The following is a 24,745-nucleotide window of genomic DNA, read 5'->3' as shown; positions in this document are numbered from 1 at the left end:
AGAAAGGCCTTCGCTTTTTCCGTGTTCCTATACCCGCAACTACAGCGTTCCTTGGGGTTCGCCTGCCTTGGGGGGCGGCGCTGTGGGCTTATATGGTTCCACATGAACTTCAGAGCGTGTCAGCCCCTTCCCATTCGCCGGCGGCGTTCTGTCCATGATGGCCCAGCTCCCAGAGGCCATACCTTGCCGATTGCCGTTTTGGCTCAAGCCTGTCAGCACATTTGGCTTGTGAATCCGCGACGGCGGCATCCGGCGCGTAGAGAGCCCAGCCGGCCATGAGCGTGGTGGGGCAGCGTCGCAACAAATATGAGCTTCGTTTGCTTCCCCATATTCTGAATTAAGGCGCGGCATTGCCGGCGCCCTTTCATCAGATAGACAGGTTCGGATTCACGCCCGCCGCCGGGGACACGATGGCTTGCTGCGTGATGAGGGGCACACCATATCCGGTCAGCACCGCAGCCACCGTGTGGTCCGCGGGCTCGATGGGTGCAATGGAGTGTGAATGTGAGCATAGTAGGCGCAGCGCTCGACAGCGGCCTTGCAAATTGCCCGTCTCTTGGCATGACCCTTTGCGTAGTGGCAAAATCAGTTTGTTCGACGGTGACGGCGCTCTTGACATTACCTGGCTGCCGATCATGGGTCAACGCATATTGCCCGTGTGGCCTAGCGAATAGCGACCGGGTTGCGGCCAGACCGTCAGGCCATGCGGCTCCATACCGACCGGAATGGACTTGATCGAACCCGTCGTCGTGTCGATCGCGTAGACGACATCGTCAAACCGACCAGAGAGCCACAGCGTCTTGCCGTCGGCGCTAACATTGCCCATATCGGGGCTGCCTCCCCCCGGAATGGGCCAGGTCGCGACGATTTTGCGCGTGGCGAAGTCGATCACCGACACGCTGCCCTTGCCATGGCGCGGCCCGTGAACGCGATTGGAGCCGCGATTGGCGACGTACAACCTGGTGCCGTCACGGCTCGGGTACAGCCCGTGCGTACCGATGCCGGTCTTGATGAAGTCGATCTTAGTCAAGCGATCGCCGTCGACCACATGGACGCCACCGGCCATCATGTCGGCGACATAGAACACCTTGCCGTCCGGCGCAATGCGAATGTCCTGCGGCATTTCATTCCTGGCGAGTTGCAGATAGCCGACGACGTTGCGGTTCACAAGATCGATCTTCGCGAGGCTGCCATCGAATTCGCAGGTAAAGAGCGCGTACTTGCCGTCAATCGAGAAGTCGGCATGGTTGATTCCCTTGCACTGCGGTACTTCAAGGCTAGATCTGAGTGCCATCGTGTGCGAATCGCGAAAATCGAGTCGCGCTTGCGCCTCCGCCACGATGATCGCTTCCTTGCCGTCCGGCATGAAGTACATGTTGTATGGATCGTCGACCCTCACCTCCTTGCCCGGCCTCCCGCTCTTTGGATCGATCGGGGTCACGCTGCCGTCGGGCCGGCCTTCGGCATTGTTGGTCACCCACAGCGTGTGAAGATCCCACGAAGGGACGACGTGCTGCGGCCGGTAGCCGACACGAAACTTGTCGACCACCTTGAACGTCGCCGGGTCGATGACATAGACGTCGTTCGAGCGCAGATTGGGCACATAAACCCGCGGCAACGCCTCAGCCACCGCCGGGCTGAGGTGGTCGGCTCCCGCCTCGCTGTAGAGATTGCTCGCGTTCACGACGGGCGGCATGCCTGCCACTGTGGCTACAGCCGGCGCGGCGAATGCGGCGCCGGCGGCGATTAAACCGGCCAACGCGCGGACAACAGACGATCCGAGGCGCGACAGACGACAGGAACACAAATGCATGGCGACTTCCTTCCGTTAGCGGGTGGAGCGGTGCAGAAAGGCGGGAGGGGAATGCTGGCGAACCCTTCAACGGCCGCGGTCTCATTCCTGATGGCAGTGATGGTACGCAACACGATCGCATCGATGCCCAGCTGACCGAGTTCGGCGCTCGCGCGATGCGGGTCGCCGCCATAGACGCCATCAGCAGGTCCGAGTTTCGCGCCATTTCTCAGTCGCTCCAGCCGAACCATCTGCGGCGCCACTGCGAGCAGCAACGATGTGTCTGCGAGTCCGGCGTGCGTGCCAATCCCGTCGTCCCGGTAGCCGTGCTCGCGCAGGATTTGGGCGTAACCATCCGAGCTGGTGCCGTAGTACTCCGGCGGGACGAACGCGCGGGCGCCCGAGTCGACCCATGTCTTGTTAAGTCGAGCCACTACCCGCTTGATGTCGTTCTGATAGCCGCCGTGATCACCAAGAAAGACGATGTTCGTGAATCCATGGAGCTTGAAGCTGTTGGCGGCGGACTCCAGTGTCTTCTCAAACGCATCGTCCGACACTGTGATGGTGCCGGGGAAACGCATATGCGCTGTTGGCGGTTGGTAGCTCTCTCTCGGGCACATAAGCGATCACTGGCGCGACGAGCGCATTGCCAAGTCCTTCCGCGATTCGTTGATAGAGCCCCCTTACCCGGGCGTTATGCTTGCCGAGCGCAACATGAGGACCGCTTTGCTCGGTCCCGCCGATGGGGATGATGATGGTGCACCTGCCCGCTTGAATCTGGTCACGCAGTTCGGTCCAGGTCAGATCCTCAAGCAACACGGTTTTCGGCGGTTGTGCAAAGGTGGATTGGAAGGCGATGAGTAAGATGACGGGAGCGAACGCCCTTCGTATGAGAAAACCCATGACAAGCCCTCGTGAACGAGCATATCCGGGCTTTGGGAGCGCGGATGCGGGTACCCATTGATACAGCATCGGAGCGACACGCCAAGATTCCGCGTCATCTGTTCGGCCGACACCCTCGCTGATCATGGGTTCCCTAGCGGAGGCAATCTTACTCCATTAACGCTTCCAGCAATTCCTGCTTCGCTTCGATTATAAATACACGGTCGTATGCCTGGTCGCTGTTTTATTGGAGGCTGTGTGCGGCGACTCAAGGTGCCGCTCCAATCTGCCTATGTAGGCTCAGCCGACAAGCGTCGTGGGCGGGTCAGCGGGGTGCCGCGCTCCCTTCTTCCCCTCTTGTCGCACCGCCCATCGCGCGCTATATTTTTGTCGTCGGAACTTCATGTGCCCTCCGCCCATGAACACCTACGTCGCACACAGCCGAGCCAACGCCATTGAGCGCATCAGTTCACGTGTCGAGGGCATGGTTGACCTCGACTACGAAACGGGGTGGGAAGACGCCCTTTAGCTCCGGAGACTGGGGAAAAAATTCGGCGTTCTCGTCCACTTCAGAAGCCTTGAGCACATCGCCGTCCGATCATCCGAAGCCCTACTACGTGGATTTAAGGAACCGAGGACTACCTTCAGACAGCATCACCTATATTGTCTGTTCGATTTGGCAATGCTGACGGAAGCGACCTTGGCAGAACTGGAGAGGGCACTGTCACGTTGGTGGGGCGGTCGCGTAGGATGGCGCGATGACGAAGACGAAATCGCTCTACCACGGCCACCGCTTCCCGGCGGTGGTCATCAGCCAGGCGGTGCGCTGGTACTTCCGGTTCAACCTGAGCCTGCGCGACATCGAGGAATTGCTGTTCGAACGCGGCGTGACGGTGACCTACGAGACGATCCGTCGCTGGTGCGACAAATTCGGCGCCCGCTTTGCCCATCGCGTCAAGGCCGCGCGCAGCAAACCGGGCGGCACATGGCACCTGGACGAGATGTTCGTGACACTGCGCGGCGAGCCGTACCTGCTGTGGCGGGCGGTCGACGAGCACGGTGCCGAACTCGATATCCTGCTGCAGAAGCGACGCGACAAGGCTGCCGCCAAACGTTCTCAAGCGCGTGCTGCGTTCCTGCCCAGTGCCGCGCAAGATCGTCACCGATCAGTTGCGCAGCTATCCGGCGGCGAAAGCCGAGATCCCGGAGCTGGCGAACGTCAAACACGTGTTCGTCAAAGCCGCCGCCCGGGTGAACAATCGGGCAGAGAACAGTCACCAGCCGACCCGCGAACGGGAGCAGCGCATGCGCGGCTTTCGCGCCCCGAAGCGCACACAGGCGTTCCTATCGAGCTTCGGCCCCATCCGGCAGCACTTCGCGCTCAAGCGACATCTGCTGCGACGCCTCGCTTTATCGCAAACAGCTTGCCGCACGCTTCGTTGCCTGGCGCGAATTGACCGAACACTCCCAAAATCCGCTGGCCCCTATCTGAACGATGCTCACACCTGCCGCCGGCACGTCTCACTCTCGGTAACCGGTGTGCGGCCTGGATGCTCGATCGATTTTCAATGAAGCGCATGGCGGAGAGCGTGGACGGCATCGTGACGAGATCATCGCGATTTCTTTTCTTCTTGTGGTTCGCTGAATAACGGGCGTGATGTTCAATGCACCAGCGAACAGGCCAACTGTTGCCGCTTGACGAACCGCTTGCTTATTATCTGGTTGACGGCCGACTCGACGAACTTTGGTGCACTGGGAAGCCGGTATGCCGGCGCAACCCGGCGCAGACCTCAAACGGCCGCCCGGCCTGCCCCCTCCCACGGCAAGCGAGCCGATTCCGCCCACTCATGCCGGGCCGTCGCCGCCGCTGGCCGTAATGGCGCGCGGAAAAGGAAGTAGGTCTTGTACAGGCCCAGGCGCGGAAGGTAATCCTGCACCACGCGGTCGGGCTCCATGCCGGGAATCTCGAAGTCGTGCGAGACGACGCGCGCGCCCGGGCGCAGCCGTTGCAGTTGCGGGATCAACCGGCCGTTGAGCTGCGGCAGCAGGTAAAGCACGACGATGTCAGCCGTGCCGAGGTCGATGCCGAACAGGTCACGTTGCTCGACCTGCACCCGGCTGCCCAGGCCCGCCGCCTCGATGCGCTCGTGGGCCTCCCGTACCCGCTGCGGGTCGACATCGTAGCCCAGTGCGATGCAGCCGTAGCGCTGCGCGGCCGCCACGAGGATGCGGCCATCGCCGCAGCCCAGGTCGACGAGTGTTTCGCCTGGGCGCGGCGATGCCAGCGCGAGTATGGCATCGACAGACTCCGGCGGCGTCGGGATGAAAACCACGTCGGGCCGCACGTCCTTGTTGTCCGCCTCGAGCGCGGCCGCCTTGACTGTGCCCTTGGCAGGGTCGGCTTTCGCCGGGTCGCCGTCCTTCTTCTTTGCGACCGGCGCCTCTTCCTTCTTCTTGGCTGCGGGATCTTCCTTCTTCGCCGCCTCCTTGCGCGCTTCCTCCGCATCCTTGACGGTGCCCCGGTCACCAGGCTTGCCGGGCGCAAGCGGCGCCGGCCCGGGCGGCAGCGCCTTGGCGATGGACTCGCCGCGCTTTGCCTCGGCCTCGCGGCTTACCCTGTCGCGCGTCGCGCGCGCATCGCTGACCGCCTTCACCTCGGCCTCCGGATTGAGCGTGTGGACCTTGATCCGTTCGATCTGCGCCCCGCCGGCCAGCCGCTCCAGCGGCAGGTAATCGGTCTTGAACACCAGTTCGACGGATGAATCGAGGTTCAGGTCGGTGTTGATCTCCTCGGTATTCTGCGAGCGCTGCGTTGACACGTAGCTGATCGTGTTCTCCACCTCCGCGCTGGCGCCCCACGGACCCACGCCGAAGCTGCCTCCCGCCTTGACGCGGTTCTGCATGCCGAACTGGCTGCCGCGGTCTTCGCTGGCGGCACTGCGCGTGTCGATATGGAAGCGCATCGAGGCATTGATGCGTCCGCTGTCGATCACGATGCGCTGCATGCCCAGCATCACCATCGTGGCGAGCATCTGCTGCCGCTGCCGCGCGATGTGGCGCCGCGCCAGCGGCACCAACTGCTCGGGGTTGCTCGCATCCACGCTCTCCTCCGGCCCCAGACCCAGCACGGCGTGCAGCTCTTCCTGGCTGGGCATGCTGGCGTTGGGCTTCAGGCACAGGCGGATATTGGCCACCTCCTCCGGGTCCGGCGGCTCCTCGCCGGGCTCGACCTCGGGCAGGTCGTACTCGATCTGCTCCGGAAAATGATCGGCCACCCATTGGCGGATCGCACCGGTGCCGAACTGCGAGCGCTCGAAGCCCTCGGCCGAGGCCGACACGTTGTTCAGCAGCTGGACATACATCTGCATCTGCTGCGCGCTCGAATCGAGCATGGACTTGAACACGCCGTTGACCAGGTCCGTCACGAAGCGCGGAAACGACACCGCGTTGAGGACGCTGTGCGTGATGCCGGCGATGCGGTCGACCGAGGTGCCGAAGGGCGGGGCGTCCTGAGCGCGCGCCAGCAGCTGCCGGGAGTGTGTCGCGGAGGCCGCCGGGGCCTCCAGCGCCGCCGCGTGCGGTGCCGGCAGCGACGCCTCGGCATCGCACTCCTCCGCAACCAGCGCGGCGGCGATCGTGCTCACCTTCACCATCGCCTGCGCCAGCAAGCGCCGCTGGTGCGCCGGCATCTGGTGGTAGCCGGGCGACCGCTCCAGCACGCCGCGCACGGCGTGCCGCAGCCAGTCCGGCGGCGAGGCGGCGGGCGTGGTGAGGTCGGGCATGGAAGGAAACACCGCCCCGCGTCAGGCGGCCGGCAGGCCAACGGCCGCGGGCAGCGGGTTCCCCGCGCTGGCCGGCATTCCGGCCTGGGAACTGCCCGGAACGCTGCCCCGGACGCGCTCCCAGGTCATCCGCCAGGCATACGCGGCGGCCATGAGCTGCCGCCCCTGCGCGCTGGCCGGGTCAAAGGCATAGCCGGCCGGTACCGCGCCGGCCAGCCAGGCCAGCACCGTCGTTCCCTGCCGGCCCAGCTCCACGTGCTGGCGGATGGCGGCAGTCCCCTGCCCTTGCGTGCTTCCCACGGTCTCGAGCAGGCCCCATAGGTCATGTACGCCGAATGCCGTCAGCAACAGCCGGTCCCGCAGGAAGTGCGTGGCCTGCGACAATGCATGCACGATGTCCTGCGCCGCGAAGGCTGCCATGCCCACGGCACGCGGCACGAGCCAGCCGCCGAGCGCTTCGGCGGCCTCGTGCAACACAACCTGCGCGTGTACGTCGCTCGCGCGCGGCGGGTTGCCGAGCTGGTCCGACAGCGCGCCGCACAGCGCCTGCATCAGCAGATAGAAGCCCTGTGGCTCGAACACCTGGGCGAAGAGCTGCTGACGCTCGGCCTCGGAAAGGCGCTCGCGCCGGCCCCGCCAGAAGTCGGCGATCAGTTGCGCGGATGGCCCCAGCGGCTGCGTGATCGCCCCGCTGGCGAACAGGCCCGCGACCAGCTCCGCGGTCCGCAGCAGCCCCGCCTGTTCCAGTTCGTGCGCCAAGTACAGCGGCGCGATGGCTTCCAGGTGCTGCGCATCCTCGGTGGTTGGCGCGGTATCGGGCAGGTCGATATCGCCCAGCTCCGTTAGCGCACCGGCGCGGGCGGCATGGCGCGCGGATAGCTGCCACACCGCGTCCATCGCCTGCGCCAGCGTGCGCAGCAGCGCCGGATCGATGCGGTGCACTGCGCGGGTGGTCGGCGGGAAGATGCGGGGAGCGGGCATGGTGTCATCCGAAGACGGGGCGTCGCGGCGCGCCCCTTATCGCGCGGCGGGCGCCGCCGGCGCGGGCGACGGTGCGCCGGCCGCGGCGCCGCGCGCCGACGGCGTGACATTGGGGTCCACCGGCAGCGAGTTGCCCTGGATCGCTGCGATCATGCCAGGCGTGGCGAGCTTCTCCATCGGGAAGTAGTCCGACTTGAAGTTCACGCGCACCTCGCCGCTCAGCTTGGCCTTCACCTCGGCCTTCGATTCAGAGGTCTCGTCCACCGCGGAGCCTACCGTGGTCACGTGGCGCTGCTCGTTGACATTGGCAGTAGCCGCGCCCCAGCCGAGGAAGCCGCCCCCGGCCACCGTGGTATTTCGGTTCGCGCTCAACTGGCTGTCGTAGAGCGAGGCCCGCGCACGGCGCTGGGCCTGGTCGCTGGCCTTCAGGTCGAACACCACCTTGGCGTTGATGGCGCCGTCGGTCACCACGATGCGGTTGATGCCCAGCACCACCATCGAGGCGAGCAACTGCTGCCGGCTGCGCGCCATCTGCAGGCGCGCGGCGGTGACCAGACGGCTCTCCTGCTCAGGGTCCGAGAGGTCGGTGATGGGCTGCGCCATGCCCATCTCGGTATTGATGCCCGCCAGCGCGGCGTCGCCGTCCTCCGCCTTCATTGTCAGGCGCGGCTGGCCGCCCTCCTCTTCGGCGCCTTGCTCATCAAGCCCGATCTGGTCGGGATACTTGTCGATCAGCCAGTCGCGCGCATTGTTCATGCTGATGTTGTCCTGCGCGAACTGGTCCACCGTCTGCGCCACCGATTTCAGCAACTGGCCGTACGCGTTCATCTGCTGGATCGAGGCGTTGACGATGGCCTGGAATACGTTCTGGATCAGGCCGCCGACGAAGTTCGGGAAATTGACCGTGCCGACGAGATTCCTGAACTGCTCCACGCCCTGGCGCAACGCGCCGGCCTGGAAGTCGGCGCCGGCGAAGGTGCCCACCTTGTCCGAAGCCTTGCCCTTGGCCGCATCGACGCCGCTGTCCTGCGCGCGCGCCAGCACCGCCCGTCCCGGCGTGAGCTCCTGCTTGGCGAGTCCATCCGGGTTCGCCATGTACGACGCCACGCGCACCATCGTGCGTGCCAGGTCGCGCTGCTGGTTGGGCGACAGCGCGCGGAACCCCGGCGAGCGCTGCAGCAGTTCGCGCACCTGCGGGCGCACGACGGCAAGCGTGTCGTCGTCGAGCCAGGCGGGCTCGTGCGGCGTGGAGGCGGCTGCGGCAGCCATGGCGTCGCCCCGCTCAACGGACCGGCGTGGCCGCGGCCGGCGCGGGAGCCTGGGCCGCAGGCGCCGCTGCAGGCGTTGGCGCGGCCGCGCCGGACTGCGGCCGTGCGGCCAGGTTCTTCACCATGCCGGGCTGCGCGTTCATCTGGATCGCCGCAATGTTCTCCGGCGTCGCGAGTTTCTCCATCGGCAGGTAATCGCTCTTGAAGTTGATCTCCACCGCGCCGGCAAGCTGGGCCTTCGTCTGCAGCGCGGAATCGTCCATGAGCTGCTTCGTGCTGGTGAGCTTGACGACCGGCTGCTCGGAGTACTTGTAATCGCCCTTCGCGTAGTAGCTGGCGTCGCGTGTGCCGCCGTCGTACTGGGAGCCGTCCTTGCTGTAGGAGTAGGAGCCGCCGCGCGCATGATCCTCGCCTTTCTGCTCGATCGTCCCCTCGCGAGTGGACGTGGTGGCGAGGCTGCCGTCGGCATTCTTCTCGTGGTCGAACTTGGTCGCGCTGAAGCGGTACCTGCGGTTGTCCTTTGCCTGGAAGTCGAACATGACCTTGGCGGAGATCTTGCCGTCGGTCACCACGATGCGGTTGATGCCCATCATCACCATCGTCGCCAGCAGCTGCTGGCGGCCGGTGGCGACACTTGTGCGCGCGGCCGGCACCAGTGCAGCCTCCACGACATCGTCATCGAGGCTCGTCAGCGGCCGCTCCAGTGGCAGCGAGCGGTTCAGCCGCTCCAGCGCGGATTTTTCGTCGACGCCCTCGCGCAACACGACGCGCGGTTGCGGCGGAGCATTTGAATCGCCGCCGAAGTCCGAGAACGGATCGTCGCCGGTGCTCAGCTGGAACAGGTCCGGGAACTGTTCGACCAGGTGGTCCCGGCCCTGGTTGTCGGTGGTGTTGTCGTCGCGGAACTGGTTCAGGCTCTTGCTGACGTCCGCCACCAGCTTGGCATACGCCTCCATCTGCTGGATCGAGCTGTCGACGATGGAATGGAACACCCCCTGGACCAGCCCGGAGACGAAACCGGGAAAATTCACTCCCTGGACCAGGCTTACCATGTTCTCCACGCCCGCCTTGACCGCCTGGCCGAACTCCTGCGGCTGCTCGGCGGCCGTGTCATCGGCCAGCGCGCGCACGGGCGGACTCTGCCGCTTCAAGCGCATGCCGTCGGGCTCGGCGAGATAGCTGCCGATCTGCACCAGGTCGTGGGCGAGCTGGCGGCGCTTGTCCTCGGGCAGCGCGTTGAACGCCTGGCTGCGTTGCAGCAGGCTGCGCACCGCGTGTCGCGCGGCCTCCACTGTTTCGCGGCTCGCCGGCAACCGGGCGGCGGGCGGTCGCGCGACGCCGGACGGGAAGATCGATGCGGGCATGGCGGGCTCCTTACTGCAAATCGCGCGATTCCTCGAGCGTGTCGCGAATCTCGAACTCGATCGGCCGCACGTACAGGCTGATGCGCGCCTGCGAATGCGGCGTCACGCGCACCGACAGCACCGAGAAATGGCCCTGCTCGCTGGCATCGTCGACGCCGAACGCCGACAGCCACCGCTCGAGCGCGGCCACCTGGCGCGGCCGCTCGGCGAGGCCCAGGCGCAGCAGGTCGACGAAACGCGCCGGCAGGTCAGGCAGCGCGGCCAGCAGCACCTCGAGCTTCATCTCCACGCCGTTCGGTGTGTCGCGCAGGCCGATCAGCACGCCGCCGTTAGGCAGCTCGAAGCGCCCGCCCAGCGCCACGCCCACGATGCGCATCAGGCTCGGCAACTGGTGCCCGATGCCCAGCCGGTTCATCAGCGGCCCGAGCGCCGCCAGCGCGAGCGGCCCGCGATGCATGAAGGTCACGCGCTGGCTGCCGGCGTCGCGCTTGCAGCCGATCGACGTGAAGATCGGCATCAGCCCCGGCATCTCCGCCATCACCAGCCGCGTGAGTCGCGCGAGGCCGGGCGCGAGCGCGTCGATCTGCGTGGGTGCGAGCTCGTAGTAGATCTTCGCGGCATACAGGCCGTCTTCGTCGAAGGCGCTGCCGAACCAGGCGCCGTAGGACATCCAGCCCAGCCCGCTCATGCCGCGCCACTCCTCGCTGCGCGCATCGAACCAGTGCAGCGCATCGCGGCCGAACAACGGGGCAATCAGCCGGCGCATCTCCCGCGTGGCCTCGTCGCGCCGGTCAACCGGCGAGGCGCCGGGGCCGAGCGGCTCGATCGTGAAGCGCAGCATGTCGGGCTCGGCCTCCGAGAACGAGGGTTCGAATGGCACGGCGCCTGGCGTCAGCCGGTTGTCGGCGTACGAGACGTCGTCGTCAGGCCGGGAGAACGTGCGATCGATCAGCGAGCCCATGATGGGCAGCGGATCGCGCACACCCAGGGCCCGCGATGCGTCCGACAGCGACCGCTTCACATGCGTGGCCATCGGACGCTTGGCAGTTTCGATATAAGGCATGGCTGTCTCCCGCACATCAGAAGGTCGGCATGCTAACGCCGCCCGCCAGGCCGTCGCCGTTCAGGCCCACACCCATGCCGCTCAGCACGTCGCGCGCCACCTGCGGCATCTCGATCGGCCGGCTGGTCATCGTTGGCGCCTCGATCGGCTGCGAGTACTGCTCGATGCTCTGCTCCTGCACGCCGCCAACCGCCAGCCACTGTTCGCAGGCGTTCACCAGGTCCCAGTCGGTCGGATCGACGGTCGGGTTGTTGCTGCCGCTGGCCGCCCGCAGCTGAGGATTGATGATCTGCTCGACGTAGATCACTGGGCCGCCCACGTTGGCGAGCCGCTGCACGTTGTTGGCGATCCAGCGGACGATCACTGCGCCGGAGCGGCTTTGCGTGCGGTACCGGTGCGTGTTGCGTGCGCCGCCGAGGTAATTGACGTTGACCTGGTCAATCACCTGCCACATGTCGCGTGCGCCAAAGGCGTTGCGCAGCTCGGCGTTCTGCAGCACGTCGCGAAACTCCAGGATCGTCTGCTGCAGCTCGGTGGCCGCAAAGTAGGCGATGCCGTAGCCGTTGCGCGAGAGATTGGCGCCGAGGTCGCGCCCGGCCTTGCGCACCTGCTCCTGCGTCACGGCCATGGGCACGGCATTGCGCAGCATGCGTTCCACCGTGAGCTGGCGTGCGAAGCTGGAAACGGCCGACACGAAGCGCAGCCACAGCTCGTTGAAGTCGCGGTTCGGCTCGTTGGACGGATTGCCGCCGGGCGCGCCGAACACGCGCATGTACAGGTCGCGGCGCTCGCCCTCGGTGATGCGCTCGCCTGCCTTCTTGTAGTAGTTGAAGAGGTAGTCGCCGGCGAAGCCCTTGCCCAGCGGCAGCAGGCCTTGGCGGAACAGGTCGACGATGCGCTCCACCACCTGGAACAGGCGCATTTCCTCGAGCTGCCACGTGAAGTAGATGGCCTGAACCGCGTGCAGGTTCTCGGTGATAATCTCGATGTCGACCTGCTCCTCGAGGTCCGGCAGCATGATTTCCATGGCCGACGGCGAGCCGCCCGACGTCGCGCCCGTCTGCATGTTGAAGGCGCTTTCCAGGCGGCTGCTGATCCACGCGTCGTCGGCCGTCACGCCATTGGCGGTGAGCTTGCGTACCACGGCGGCAATGTTGCGCGCCGACATCACATTGACGCGCTCGTTCGGCGCCGGCGCCCACGTGTAGCCTTGCGGAAGCGGGCGCAGTTGTCCCTTGCTATCGCGGCGGTAGGGTTGCTCGGGATCATTCGGGTCCGCGTAGATCCGCCACCCAGGCTCGATGCAGCCGATGATGTCCGGGTCGAGCACGCCAGTGTCGATCTGGCTCTGCACCGTGGCCTCGAAGCGCCGCGCAAAGGTCTCGTAGGCGGCATTGAACAGGGCCTCGTTCTGGCGGTACTCGCCCTGCGCCTCGCTCACCTTGCGGATGAAGCCCGGCGCGCCGGGGACCGTGGTACCGTCCAGCTCGAGCAGGCCACAGACGAAGGCAATTTCCTGCTCAATTGTGCCCAGCCCCCCGATCACGTGCGTCAGCTGCTGGGAGCCGAATAGGCCATGCTCGAGCATGTAGTCGGGGCTCGATACCAGGTCGTCCCAGTCCCGGCGGACCACCGCCGAGGCGACGGCCTGGTAGAACGGATCGACCGGCAGGTCGCTTGCCAGCTCGGCGTTGATGCGCTCAAGTTCGATTTCCTGCTCGGCGGAGAGGCCGCCGCTGGCCTCCTCCGTGCGCTTGACGGCTTCGAGCCGGTCGGCGCGTGTCCGCAGCCGTTGGCGCTCCTGCAGTTCCCGCTGGCTCAGGTCGATCACCAGGATCCGCCGCGCCCGGGCGCCTGGCACTGGCGGCCGGTTGTGGCCGGTAGTGGGGTCGTTGCGCGTGGTCGCGCTGCGGACGGCGGGCCGGACAGTCTTGTTGTTACGCGTGGTGGCCATGGCAAGGTTCCCTCCTCAAGATTCAAGCGCCGCATCGATGCGTCGATCCAGCAGCGTCAGTGCGGCATGAACGTCGAGCACACCGGCGCCGCAGCCCTCGGTGCCCCGGATGGAAGCAAACGGGCGTGCGCTCTCCACCAGGATCTCGCGCGCGCTGTGCGGATCCAGCGGCCAGGCACGCGATTCGGCGTGCGACACCAGCAGCGCGCACGCCGCGGCGACAAACGGCGCGGCAAAGCTGGTCCCGCTGACGCAGGCATAGCCATCGAGCCCGCAGGTCCAGATGTCGCGCCCCGGGGCGCACAGCGCCACGTGCGCGCCCCGTGTGGTGAAGCTGCACGGCTCGAGCGAGTCCTCGACGGCGCCCACCGCGATCACGCCGTCATGCGCGGCCGGGAAGTAGCGCTCTCCCGCGCCGGAATTGCCACTCGCCGCCACCAGCAGCACACCGCGCGCGAGCGCGTAGCGCACCACTTCCTCGTGCGGCAGTGGATCGCCGGCGGCGAGCGCGGACTCGGGCGTGCCAAAGCTCATGTTGATGACCCGCACGCCCAGGTCGATCAGCCGCTTCATGCCGGCGTCGATGTTCGCCAGTGCGCCGATCCCCACGCGCCGCCCGCCCTGCAGGGCCGCGCCGAGCACGCGCACCGGCGTCAGGCCGCACAGGCCCGCGCCGCCGCCTGGCATCCCGGTGCCGCTGGCGCGCAGGATGCCGGCGCAGGCCGAGCCGTGGCCGACCTCGTCGTCGGGCTCTTCGTCGCGTGCCGCGTTGTCGCCCACCAGCGTCAGGTCGCCGATGGTGCCCGCGTCCAGATCGACCGTGTCAAAGCCGCGCCGCATGCGGCGTGCGAGTTCGGCATGGCAGTGGGCCACGCCGGTGTCGGCGAGACCGATGACCACCGAGGGGTCGCCGCATTCCATCGCCAGGGCCTGCGGCAGACGGATCAGCGTGCGCGGGCGCCGCGATGCGGCGGGGTCCAGCCGTGCCGGTGCCTCGGCCGGCCGGTTGTCGAAGGGCGTGGTGCAGACCCGGTCCGGCGCCACGCGCTCGACCTGCGTCACCTGCGCCAGCGCCTGCACGAGCGACGGCACGGCCGCGTCGTCGGCCACCTCCACCCGCAGCACGCGCGCCACGCCGCTCAGTTGCTCGGCCTCGTCAAAGCGGCGCGCGCCCGGCGTGCCGGGGCGCTGCTGCCGCGTGACGCGGGCGCTGTGCAGGCGGGCCGCCCGGGCGGCTCCACCATGGTGCGCCAGCAACCGGTCGATGGGGCCGCCATCGATGCGCGCGGCCATCTCCACGCCCTCGCGGCGGACCTCGCGCAGGCTGGGCAGGTGCTCGGGCATCTCCCCGAGCCGCAGCGTCAGCACGAGACGCCGCGGCACGCGAGGCATGTCGATCCGGCCGGCGTTCATGGACGCTCTCCCCGATCTCCCGCCCGCGGCGCACCCGCCGCCCAGCGGCCGATGCTGCCCTCGGCCAGCGGCACGTGCGCGACCTCGCCGTCGCCGAAGTCGATCTCGGCATCGAGTCCGAGTTGCATCGCATGCGGCGCCAGCACCAGGCGCCCTTCATGCGACTCAACCACCGGCACGTCTTGCCCCGCCGCCCGCACATACGGGACGCGTCCGCTGCGCAGGCCCGGCGCCTGCAGGTGCACGCGGGAGCCAGCCTGGCCGCCGGCTGGCGCGGCCTCGATGCGCATCACGCGCGGCGCGCTGGCGCTCAACAGGGCCTGCTGGAGCCGGTTGACCGGCATGCGGGCCAGTCGCGCCACCACATCGGCGCCGGCGGTCTTGCGCAATTCGGTCAGCTGCTCAACGGTGCGCACGCCGATGCGCTCCAGACGGCGCTGGTCTTCGTCGCTCAGCTGCCCCTGCATCGCCTCGCGCAGCGAGAACTCGGGGGCTTCGGCCTTGAAGTCGACCGCGTTCTCCTCGACCATTGAGCGCGTGATCGTCGTCAGCGAGAGCCGGATCGTGCTGGCCTCGGTGTCGCCGGGGCCGGCGGGACGCACGAACACGTCGTCGTCCACCATCTGCACGAAGGCGCGCAAGTCCAACGAGACGTCCTTCACCGCGAAGGTTAGCGGCAGCTTGGCGACGCGCGCCTTGAGGGCCATGGCGGCCTGGGCCTTGTCCAGTTGCTCCGTGAGCGACTGGATGAAGACGTCGAACGGGACGCCCGACTCCTGCATCAGCGGCGGCAACGCGGCGTTCATGGCAACTCCTCGGTGGGTATCTCACCCCAGCGCAGCACGAGGCGCGAGGCGGACTCGCGCCACGACGCATCGGCCGGATTGCGCGCCACGTCGGCCAGCAGCGTGCAGCCGCTATCCGCTAGCACGAGCGCGCAGTCCATCGGCAGCGTCATCTCGGCCTGTGCGATGCGCACGCCGTGGCCGGCCCGCCGCGTCGCGGCCTGCATGCCCGCATGAAGGTCTTCGAGCACGGTGGAGAGGCTGCGCAGCATCAGGCGCCGCCTCCCGTCGGTGTGCCGGGCGTGGCCGGTGCGGTAGCGAGCTTTGCGGATGCCACGGGCGCGGCGGCAGGTGCGGCGGCGGGTGCCGATTGAGGCGCGGGCGCGCGGGCCACCGCCGCATTGCGCTGCACCAGCGCGATCTTCGCCGCATCGGCCAGCTTGTCCAGCGGCAGCGTCTCGCTGACGAAATTAAGCTTGACCTCGCCGAACAGGTCGGCGCGCAGGCTGGTGTCACTCTGGGCATTGACGCCCAGCGTCGAGATCATCGTCGAGCTGCCGCCGCTGTATGTCAGGCTGCCCCGTTCGCCCCAGTCCGCCACGCTCTTCGGATCGCTGCCGGCGGCGTAGCCAACCCGCGCCACGTCGTTAGCGGCGGCGCGGAACATGACCTTCGCGGTGATGGAACCGTCCTTCACCGCGACGCGGTTCATGCCGAGCATCACCATCGTGGCGAGGAGTTGCTGGCGCTCGGCGCCGACATGCGTGCGGACCTGCGGCAGCACACGCTCCTCGAGCAACTCGGAGGTCAGTTCCTCGCCGCCGGCGCCATAATCGGCCAGCCACGAAGGCGTGAGCCCCTCGGCCGTCGGCACGAGCTGCGGCGAAGGCTGCTCGGCAGTGGGCGGCGCCACGCGCACGTCGCCGGGATAGCGCTGCGCGAGCCAGTCGCGCGCCTGATTGGGTGAGACATTCTCCTCGGTGAACTGGTCGACCGTCTTCGCTACCGCCGCCACCAGGCCGGAGTAGCTCTCCATCTGCCGGATCGAGGCATCGACAATCGCGTCGAAGGTGCCGTGCACGAGGCCGGCGACGAAGCCTGGAAAGTCGATCTCGTTGACCAGCGCGCCCGCGCGGCCGGCCAGGGATTCGGTTGCCGGGGGTTTCGGCGCGGGCGCGGGCGCCGGCGCGGCGGGGGTTGGCGCGGCCTCGGCCAGGCCGCGCGCGTGGGCGCCGCCGCTCACGTGAGGCGGAAAGATCGAGCCGTGCGTGCGTTGTGTCATGGCCGCCCCGCCCCGTTCATTGCCAGCTGCTGTCCAGGTCGTAGCGGCCGTTGCCGATCAGCCGCAGCTTCACGCGCGCCGAGGCATCGCCGCCCGGCGCGCCGGTGAAGTCATAGTCGATCGTCACGCGCAGCGCCGCCTGCGGCGCATGCAGGCCAGGCAACGACTGCGCGTCGTCCTCGATCGTCGCGGTCACGGTGACGTCGTAGGCGGTATCGGCCGCGGTGCCGGCGCCGATGCGCACGTTGCCCACCGCGCCGCCGCCCGCATCGAAGCGCACAGTCAGCGGCAGCGGCACCGCATCCTGGCCGATGCAAGGCCATTGGGCCAGCGTGATCGTCGTCGGCACCAGCGCCGGCACCGCCATGGCGGCGGGGTCGGGCAGCTTCACGCCGTCGAGCTGATCCAGTGCCCACGTCACGCGCCCGTGGCTGCCGCGCTGGCGGCGCATGGTGGTGCCCGGCACGCGCGACGGGTCGATCGGCTCATCGGCGGGTGGCGTGTCCTCCAGGCTCATCGCGCGTACCGGCCGCGGCGGCGGCGCGAGCCTGTGCGCCGGTGAGATGGTGCGATGCGCATTTCCGCCATAGGCGAGCCCCTGTGCGCTGGCGCCCTGCGCGGGCAAATGCAGCACGCGCCAGTTGCCGTAGTCCGGCTCGGCCATGTTGCCGAAGTCGGACGTGAACTGCTGGAACGACAGCCAGTCGGCATAGCCCTGGTTGGCCGGATGGAACTCAGTGGGATCCTCGTCGAAGCTGACCCGCGTGTCCCACGGGTTCAGGATCCTCACCTGGCAGGCGTTGGCGTCGCCGGTATTGCCGCGCAGGCCGCTGACGATCACCGCGTGCGGCATGCCGACGATCACGACCCACAGCGGGCCGAAGTCTCGCAACCATTGGGCCCATTGCGCGGGCGAGAAGTACAGGCTGGTGTTCGAGGGCATCTCGATCGCCGCAAAGCCATAGCGGTCGCGCACCGCCTGCAGCAACTCCATGCCGTAGGAGGTCATCAGCGAGCTGCCGACCTCGCGCGCCAGTGTCTCGGGATCGATGGACTGGTGCCGGCGGAACGACAACAGCATCGCCATCGCGGCGGCCCAGCAGGCAAGCTTGTTTGGCTGCGGGATCAACGTGATCGGGTAGTCGGTGGTCTCGTCGGAGAGCGCGCGGGGATGGGTGGGCGGCCTGGCCGACGGCACCGCGCGCAGCACGGGCCGCACGGCGTCACGGGCTTCGCCCGGCGCGCGGATCTGCGAGGCCGCCAGCGACAGCGAGAACGGCGCGGCGGTAGCCGGCGAGCGGCCCTGGGCGCCGTCGGCATGCAGGATCTGCACGTCGACCACGCCGCCGGTCGTCGTCATGCGGCCCTCGTAGAGCTGCACGAACTCGCCGAATGCCATGCGGATGCGCCCCGGCGTACCCGGCCATGGATCGTAGAGGAACATCGTGGTGTCGGAACCGTCCTCCGCGCCGCCGCTCTCCATGCCGACCAGCACGCGGGCATGGCCGCCGCCCTGCGCGCTGGCGCGCATGCCGACATAGAGCGGCCCGTAGTTGGCGAGCATCTGGCGGAAGCCCTCGATCGAATAGGAGGCGGGTGGCTCGGCCACCAGGTTCCAGGCCTCAGCCAGCGTGATGCGGTTCGACGGCGGCAGGCCGTTGTTGAAAGCATCAAACACCGGCACCATAGCTGCGATCTCGCTGTCGGGGATGCAGACGCGATCGCGCCAGCCGACCACCATCGCGCCGGTGGCGGCCCAGCACGAGTTTTCGGTGCTCTGCGGCTGGTAGGGTGTATCGTCCCAGTGCAGCGAGAAGGACTGGCTCAGTGCGCGCGCCGCGCCCCTGCCCTGCGCCAGAGACAGCGGAATCCCGAACGGCACGTCCTCGCCCTTCAGGTGGCCCACGTACTGCAGCAGACCGCTGGTCAGGCGCACGATGTCGTCTGGCGTACTGGCTCCCGGCGCCGATGCCACCAGCGGCAGGCCACCTTGCGTGAACGACTCGAACACCAGTTCGGAGCAGTAGGCGGCGCCCGCCTGGCCAACCTCCGTTCCGAGCCGACTGGCAAGCGCGTCGATAACGCGCGCCGGCAGCGGATTGGTGATGCGATAGCCGGTGAAGGCCACGCCGGCGTAGTTGTACGGCGAGCCGACGCGCGAGCGCGCGTGGTCGACGATCTCCTGCGCATGGCTGGCATCGACCGACGGATGCCGATAGGCCACTGCCAGGATGGCGTCGCCGATCGCCGTTGCGAGCGGCACCTCCCGCACGCCGCTGCCAATCGCCTCGATGACCTTGCCGTCGCCCACGTACAGCATCGCGTGGCCGATGGCCGAGATGGTGCCGAGGCGGATCGCGTACGAAACCGGATGGCGAGCGGTCGAAACGATGATGTCAGCGGGCTGCAGCGCGTCGAGGCCGATCGAGCGGCCACCTTCGCCCGGGTCGAGCGGCACGTCCAGCGCGCGGGCCGTGCCGAGCGCGAAGGCGGTCGCACGGCCTTCGATCCAGTCGATCTTGTTCGGCGTGATGAAGCAGCCTCGGTTCAGCCCCTGCGCCGCCGGTTCGCCGGTCACATGCACCGCGCAGACCAGCGCGCGCAGCGTGCCGCTGCTGTTGTCCAGGTGGTAGACCGGCGAGCCGCTGTTGCCCTTGAGCGTCAGGATCGGGTACTCGATCACCTCACCGTTGCTCTGGCTGGCCGCATAGCCGCCGTGCAGATGCTGTTTGTCGCCGTCGATCACCTGCGTCAGCTCGGGGATCGTGACCGAGCGTTTTGCATAGCCGCAGACGACGATCGGCAGCCGGTCCGACGGCGTCGCGTTCAGGTATTCGAACCATTGCCCACCGGGCGCGGCGAGCGGCACATTGTCGATCACCGCGAGGTCGTTCTCCCAGTTGCCGTCGCCCGTATATGGCGGCCGCGCGATGCGCCACTGGTTCACCGTGCATTCGCCGAAGGGATTCTCCGCACCATTGCGTCCAGGGATGATGGTCACGCTCTGCATGCCATCGAGGTTGTGCGCGCACGTCAGGATGCGGTTGGCGCCGATGTAGAAGCCGGTGCCGATGTAGCGGCTGCCGTCCGGCGCGGTCATGCGCAACTGGCAAATCGCCGAATGCGGGAACAATGTGGTGTTGGGCACGCCGGCGAACCATTCCTCGCGCGCCTCGCTGAAGGCGTCGTTCTGGCACGTGAGCGCGCTGGCCGGGTCGGCCGGGTCGTAGTACGGCTGGATGATCTCCTGCGCACGGGCATAGGCAAGCCCGTTGGGGCGTCCCAGGCCCTGCGCGGTTGCCGGGGCGGCCGCGGCCTCGCGCACGCAGTCCATATAGTGGTCCCAATCCCACACGGCATTCGGGCAGTCCGTATGGGTGGTATGCGTGTCGGCCTCCGCGTGTCCCAGCACGTGCACGCGGTCGATCGGCAGGCCATACTGCCGGCACAGCCAGGCGGCCAGCCTCGCCGAAGCAGCGTATTGCTCTTCGGTCGGCAGCAGGCCGCGGGTGTTGGCCACGTGCTCGATGCCGATGCTGTGGGCATTGGCCACGTTGGCGTGCCAGGCGACGTCATTGTTGCGCACCATCTGCACCACCTCGCCGTCGCGGCCGACCACGTAGTGCGCGCTGACGTGAATCGGGTTGCCGCGCGCATTACGCTGGTTCGGGTTCTGGAACCAGCCGATGGTGCCGGCGATCCGGCTGCCGCCGTCTGTGATGTGAATGACGATCTGGTTGACCTCGCGCGGCGCGCTGACCGCGCGGAAGTTCGACGGATGCGCGGGAGCGAAGCGGCTCGCGCCGAGGTATTCCGGCGTCGGCGCCTCCAGCGCATGGGCCGCCTGTGCCTGGGCCTGTGCCGTGGCCTCATCGTCGGGCACCGGGCCGTCGATGCCGTGCGCGTCGTCCTCCGCCTCCAGTGCGCGGGGATGGCGCGCATATGCCTGCGCCGTGGCGTGCCCGGCGCCCGCGGGCGGGACGGGTGTGGCGGCCGGCGGGTGCTCGGCCTTGGCCGCGGGGAAGTCGCCGAAGCCGTCGTCATAGGGTGCGCTCGCAACCGACGCAACCGACGCAACCGGCGCGGCGGCCTTGCCGTTGCCGGTGGTTGCGGCGCCGTTGCCGGGCCGCGTGGCAACAGCCACCTTGTTCGTCGCGGGCGCTTGCGCCTGCACCGGGTGAGACGCAGGGGGCTGTATCTGGGGCTGCGCATCGCCGCCCCAGTCCAGGCTGGGATCATGACCGTTGACCGCGCCATAGGCGCCAGCGCCGAAGGACCGGCCGGCCACGCGGCGCAGTCCGCGCTCCGTGAGCCCGCTCAGGTCCACGTACATATGGCCCTCGGTGGGCGACTGCACCCAGTCGGGCACGCCGCCGCTGTTCTCGCGATAGGTGGCGAGGCCGAAGTACAGCCGGGACCGGCCGACGAAGTTCGCCAGCACGTCCGGCGGCACCAGGTACACGGCCTCGCCGCGGCGTGCGCGCAAGGCGCCCACGCTGCGGCTCGAGTAGAAGTTGCGCCGCGTGCGGTGCGCGCGGTTCTCGGCCTGGAACAGCGCCGGATCGGTGGCGATGCCGATCTCGAACAACGGACTCTCGGTGCGCACGGTGAAGCCGAGCACGCTGAAGCGGTCGTTGACGGACTCACGATTGACGCGAATGAGGGGCATGACCTTCTCCTGGATGCTTGGCCCGGCAAGACCCTGGCTTCAGCGCTTGCGCCGCCCCGCTGCCCGTGCAGGCCGCGGCTCGGGCGGGTTGTCTGGCGGCCCGGCGGCGTCGGACGGATCGAACAGGTCGGATGTCATCTGCTCCCAGAAGCGCATCGGCGCCTCGATCCCGAGCTGTTCGAGATGCGGTCGCATGAAACGCGCGATCGCGCCCAGGTCCCGGAAGAACGACCGCTGGCCGGATTGCACGTGCTCGATCGAGCCGCGCCACTCCTGCGACACCGCCTGCCCCTCACCCCGCTCGCGCCAGACGCGGACGATGAATGAGGCGCTGTGGTCTTCCAGCAGTGACATCGAGAGCAACTCCCTGCGACGACGGTGGACTGGAATCCAGTCTTGGCGCGCGGCGTCACCCCCCGATCACGCCGGCATCACGCCGATATCACGTGCATCACGCGCGGCCGTGACGCGACGTGATACCGGTGTGATGGAGGTGATGCGCGTGATGCCGGGGCGGCAGCAGGCAGCCGCAGGATGGCACGCGACGGCACAGGAGAGGACCAGCGCGCCGGGACAGCGCAAGGCGGGACCGCAGGTGTAGCGGAACGACAGCGCGATGACAGCGGAACGACAGTGGGATGACAGCGGGAGGACTACAGGAACGGCAGGCTCAGTTGAAGCTGCGCGTCGGCGCGCGCCAGGTGTAGCCGTGCCGACTCAATCAGCTCGCGGGGCGACAGCGTGGTGCGCTGCACGGGCGGATCGATCAGCGCCGGCAGCCTCAACACCGCCGTCGGCATGCCGTGGGCAGGCGCTCCGCACTCGGCGCTCAGCGCGCCTTGGACGATGGTCTGGTACAGCACGAACGTCTCGGGCATCGGCTGTATCGCAAGTTCCTGCCGGAGCGCGGCGCGGCATAGTTCGAACTGGCGCAGCGCCAGCGCCCGCTGGCCGCTCTGCATGAACAGCCGCATCAGCTCGCGGTGCACGTCCTCGCGCAGCGCGTCGCGGTCGAGGACCGCCTGGGCGTAGCGAATGGCCGAGGCATAGTCGCCGGCCAGCGAGCAGACCTGCATCATGCGGCCCAGCGCATTGAGATAATAGCGCCGGTGCTTCTCGCGCTCGCGCAGTGCCCACTCGTCGGCGAGGTCGGTGAGGATGTCGGCGGTGTAGAGAGCAATGGCGGCACGCAGTGCTTCCACGTCGGCTTCGGACATCCGCTCCAGCGGCCTGGACAGCACCGGCAGCACGCGTTGCGCGAACGCCTCCACGTCAAGCTGCACGGGTGCCTGCAGGTGCATCCCGACGGCACCGCGCCGGTCGCAGGCGATCAGCGATCCCGGCGACAGCGGCGGCCGTTCGATCAGCTTGCGCAGGCGCCATAGCACGGTGTTGAACGTGCCGTTGCCCACCGAATCGGCCTGCTCCGCCCACAACACAGAGACCAGTTCGCTGCGGCTGAAGTACCGGCCCCGCGCCAGCGCCAGGTAGGCCAGCAGGCAGCCAGGACGTCCGCTCACATGCGTGGGCATCACGTCGGCGGCGGCATCGCCAGGGTCGACGCTGTACGATACTACGCCGAACAAGTGCAATTGCAGCATAGTGGGGGTATGAGAAATCCGGTAGCCGGAAGCAGCGGATCAGCGCAGGAACCGGCGTGGTCGACGGTCCACTGCAGCCGGTGCCGGCCGGCTTGGTGAACGGTCTGCCAATGCTTGAGCGGGGAAGCGCGGGTAGACACTCTTGTTCATCGCGGACCTCCACGGTTGCTTCTCGGCCGACCTCGTTCGTGCAACGCCTGTGCCTGAGCGCCAGATGCCCATCGTCTTGCCGGATCTCCGGCAAGACCACGGGAAGACGGTGATTGCTCCACCTTGCATAACTCTATCGGCCAACCCATTGGCGGCAAGTAAAAAAAATACAGATCAGAATTTCGAGAGGTTTTAACTGCGAGGCGAGACTCGCGTGCCCGGGTCGGCCGGCGAACGGCTGTTATGACGCTGGACACGCATCAGCGTCGCCTCGCGCGGCCATGCGCACGCTGATCGCCACTAGCCCCGACGCCGTGGCCAGCCCCGTCACACCCATCCAGCCAAACCTCGACAGCGCGGCTCTGCCGAGCGCGGCGCCCCGGGGCCACGCCGGTGAGCATGCAGCAAACAGCACGGCGTTGAGGCGGTTGCGCGCCGCCGGTGGATGCCGCCTTGAATTGATGCGGGTCTCAGCGGTGTGCCGGGCGGCTGATTTGCCAGTGCCGAACTACACGGCTTTGATAATCATATAGCCGGCCTCCCCTCCGTTCGGGTCGAACGGCTGGCGTAGAGTCGAGATGCGAACACCGACGTGACGCACAGGAGGCCGGCATGAACAAGTTTAGTGGAATCGACCTGCACTCGAACAACAGTGTGGTTGTGGTCAGCGATGAAGCTGACCGGGTTATCTACCAGCGGCGGTTACCAAACGATCCGGTCCAGATCCGGACGGCCCTGGCGCCGCATCGTGACGAGCTGGTGGGGGTGGTAATCGAAGCCACGTTTAATTGGTACTGGCTGGTTGATGACCTGATGAAAGATGGCTACCAGGTGCATCTGGCGAACCCCGCAGCGATCAAGCAGTACGAGGGGCTGAAATATAGTGGGGACTTCGCGGATGCAGCCCATCTCGCACAACTGCTGCGTCTGGGGCTATTGCCAGAAGGCTACATTTATCCAGCAGAAGAACGTCCGGTGCGCGATCTCTCGCGCAAGCGCATGCAACTGGTGCAGTGTCGTACGGCCCAGATCCTCGCGATCGAGAACCTGTTCTCACGCCACACTGGTGGGCAGATGCGGGGTGAACAGGTCAAGCATCTGGATAAGACACAGGTCAGCGAATTCGGCTTTGCACCGGACGTAGCGCTCGCGATGAAGGCCAATCTGGCGGTGATGCAAACCTTGCAGGAGCAGATCGGAATCCTCGAGAAGCGTCTCATGGAGCGGGTGAAACTGCAACCCGACTACGTGTTGCTGAACTCGGTGCCTGGCATTGGTCCGGTTCTCGCAACCACGATCATGCTGGAAACCGGAACCATCTCGCGTTTCACCGAGGTTGGTGATTTCAGTTCGTACTGCCGCTGTGTGGACAGCCGGCGCGAAAGCAACAGCAGGAAGAAAGGCGAAGGCAACACAAAGAACGGCAACAAGTATCTGGCGTGGGCATTTGTCGAGGCGGCCAACTTCGCCATGCGTTCGTGCCCGGAAGCTAGACGCTTTTACGAGCGCAAGAAACGCGCACGTAACGGGATTGTCGCGATCAAGGCGCTGGCGCACAAGCTGGCGCGCGCCTGCTATCACATGCTTCGGGAGCACAAGCCATTTGACGTAACCCGCTGCTTTGGCTAAAAGGCGGTGCAAGGGGAACGAGCCCGGTAACGTGACTGGTGAAAAGCCATGGTTTTGATTGGGTCCTCCCTTTGCCCCGCCTCCTGTTTGCAGATAGCCGGGTCGCCTAGACAATGAGCCACGCTTGACT

The 24,745-nt window shown here is 67.2% G+C and carries 15 protein-coding genes and 2 pseudogenes; 2 read left to right on the top strand and 15 right to left on the bottom strand.

All coding sequences use genetic code 11. From position 1 onward, the window contains the following. Positions 1–640 precede the first annotated feature (640 nt). Both AC10V3_RS37335 and AC10V3_RS37330 read right to left on the bottom strand, forming a co-directional pair. Positions 641–1,813, bottom strand: a complete 1,173-nt coding sequence (locus tag AC10V3_RS37335) for a YncE family protein (RefSeq protein ID WP_490924649.1) — start codon at positions 1,811–1,813, stop codon at positions 641–643. A 74-nt stretch (positions 1,814–1,887) separates the two neighbouring features. Further along, a pseudogene (locus tag AC10V3_RS37330) lies at positions 1,888–2,695 on the bottom strand (creatininase family protein); the annotation flags it as partial. 737 nt (positions 2,696–3,432) lie between these two features. Here AC10V3_RS37330 and AC10V3_RS37325 point away from each other — a divergent pair. After that, positions 3,433–4,166, top strand: a pseudogene (locus tag AC10V3_RS37325) (IS6 family transposase). A 298-nt stretch (positions 4,167–4,464) separates the two neighbouring features. Here AC10V3_RS37325 and AC10V3_RS37320 read toward each other — a convergent pair. The 13 genes from AC10V3_RS37320 to AC10V3_RS37260 all read right to left on the bottom strand — a co-directional run bounded on the left by AC10V3_RS37320 (position 4,465) and on the right by AC10V3_RS37260 (position 22,821). Further along, positions 4,465–6,456, bottom strand: a complete 1,992-nt coding sequence (locus AC10V3_RS37320; protein WP_490924648.1) for an SAM-dependent methyltransferase — start codon at positions 6,454–6,456, stop codon at positions 4,465–4,467. Positions 6,457–6,477: 21 nt separating this feature from the next. Further along, on the bottom strand, positions 6,478–7,437 hold the full coding sequence (locus AC10V3_RS37315) for a hypothetical protein (protein ID WP_490924647.1): 960 nt from the start codon (positions 7,435–7,437) through the stop codon (positions 6,478–6,480). Positions 7,438–7,473: 36 nt separating this feature from the next. Next, positions 7,474–8,706 (bottom strand): hypothetical protein, encoded by a 1,233-nt coding sequence (locus tag AC10V3_RS37310; RefSeq protein ID WP_490924646.1) that lies wholly within the window; start codon positions 8,704–8,706, stop codon positions 7,474–7,476. Between the two features lie 13 nt (positions 8,707–8,719). After that, positions 8,720–10,069 carry a hypothetical protein gene (locus AC10V3_RS37305; RefSeq protein WP_349604988.1) on the bottom strand — a complete coding sequence of 450 codons (1,350 nt, stop codon included), beginning with the start codon at positions 10,067–10,069 and terminating at the stop codon, positions 8,720–8,722. Between the two features lie 10 nt (positions 10,070–10,079). Continuing rightward, positions 10,080–11,132 (bottom strand): hypothetical protein, encoded by a 1,053-nt coding sequence (locus AC10V3_RS37300; RefSeq protein ID WP_490924645.1) that lies wholly within the window; start codon positions 11,130–11,132, stop codon positions 10,080–10,082. A 16-nt stretch (positions 11,133–11,148) separates the two neighbouring features. Continuing rightward, positions 11,149–13,086 carry a hypothetical protein gene (locus AC10V3_RS37295; RefSeq protein WP_490924644.1) on the bottom strand — a complete coding sequence of 646 codons (1,938 nt, stop codon included), beginning with the start codon at positions 13,084–13,086 and terminating at the stop codon, positions 11,149–11,151. Between the two features lie 15 nt (positions 13,087–13,101). Further along, complete coding sequence (locus AC10V3_RS37290) at positions 13,102–14,499, bottom strand: S8 family peptidase (protein WP_490924643.1); 1,398 nt, start codon at positions 14,497–14,499, stop codon at positions 13,102–13,104. Next, the gene (locus AC10V3_RS37285) at positions 14,496–15,305 is read right to left on the bottom strand and encodes a hypothetical protein (protein WP_490924642.1); all 810 of its coding nucleotides are present in this window, start codon (positions 15,303–15,305) and stop codon (positions 14,496–14,498) included. The genes AC10V3_RS37290 and AC10V3_RS37285 overlap by 4 nt, the downstream gene beginning before the upstream one ends. Then, positions 15,302–15,556, bottom strand: coding sequence for a hypothetical protein (locus AC10V3_RS37280; RefSeq protein WP_349604997.1), 255 nt, complete (start codon positions 15,554–15,556; stop codon positions 15,302–15,304). The genes AC10V3_RS37285 and AC10V3_RS37280 overlap by 4 nt, the downstream gene beginning before the upstream one ends. Further along, on the bottom strand, positions 15,556–16,566 hold the full coding sequence (locus AC10V3_RS37275) for a hypothetical protein (RefSeq protein ID WP_349604999.1): 1,011 nt from the start codon (positions 16,564–16,566) through the stop codon (positions 15,556–15,558). Before AC10V3_RS37275 ends, AC10V3_RS37280 begins: the two co-directional genes overlap by 1 nt. A 16-nt stretch (positions 16,567–16,582) precedes the next feature. Further along, entirely contained in the window at positions 16,583–21,235 is a 4,653-nt protein-coding gene (locus tag AC10V3_RS37270; RefSeq protein WP_490924641.1) for a papain-like cysteine protease family protein, read from the bottom strand. A 39-nt stretch (positions 21,236–21,274) separates the two neighbouring features. Continuing rightward, positions 21,275–21,589, bottom strand: coding sequence for a hypothetical protein (locus AC10V3_RS37265; protein ID WP_490924640.1), 315 nt, complete (start codon positions 21,587–21,589; stop codon positions 21,275–21,277). Between the two features lie 299 nt (positions 21,590–21,888). Then, a complete protein-coding gene (locus tag AC10V3_RS37260; protein ID WP_490924639.1) occupies positions 21,889–22,821 on the bottom strand; it encodes an AfsR/SARP family transcriptional regulator in 933 nt (310 codons plus the stop codon). Positions 22,822–23,598: 777 nt separating this feature from the next. Between AC10V3_RS37260 and AC10V3_RS37255 the strand changes: the two genes are divergently transcribed. Next, positions 23,599–24,615 (top strand): IS110 family RNA-guided transposase, encoded by a 1,017-nt coding sequence (locus AC10V3_RS37255; protein WP_374063765.1) that lies wholly within the window; start codon positions 23,599–23,601, stop codon positions 24,613–24,615. The last annotated feature ends 130 nt before the right edge of the window (positions 24,616–24,745 follow it).

Source organism: Cupriavidus sp. PB-02 (assembly GCF_058252315.1).
Note: the sequence above shows the minus strand (reverse complement) of the source record. Positions and strands in the feature narration are given on the sequence as shown.